1 protein-coding gene is annotated in these 320 nt (G+C 50.6%); it reads left to right on the forward strand.

The window, feature by feature from the left end; genetic code table 11:
- The coding region (locus VF684_RS20955; protein WP_440174405.1) for a transposase at positions 1-174 on the forward strand (174 nt) is incomplete at its 5' end.
- Between the last annotated feature and the right edge of the window lie 146 nt (positions 175-320).

A 320-nucleotide genomic window follows, 5' to 3' on the forward strand; every position in this document is an offset into this window, starting at 1 on the left:
CGCATCCGGGCCAAAGTGGAGCACCCGTTTCGCATCATCAAGCGGCAGTTCGGCTTCGTGAAAGCCAGATACAAGGGGCTACAGAAAAACGATAACCAACTGGCGATGTTATTCACCCTGGCCAACCTGTTTCGGGTGGACCAGATGATACGTCAGTGGGAGAGATCTCACTAAAAACCGGAAATAACGCCAGGAATGGCGAAAAAACGGCCTAAATAGGCTAATTCGAGGTGTTTACGGGAGAACAATCGGCCCGGATCCGCGAAATTTTAATCAGCGAGCCAGCTTGGGAAGAAATGACCTGCTTATTCGCACTTTCC

This window comes from Aeromonas sp. Lyrl_2, from assembly GCF_051948815.1.
GTDB classification, from domain to species: domain Bacteria; phylum Pseudomonadota; class Gammaproteobacteria; order Enterobacterales; family Aeromonadaceae; genus Aeromonas; species Aeromonas veronii.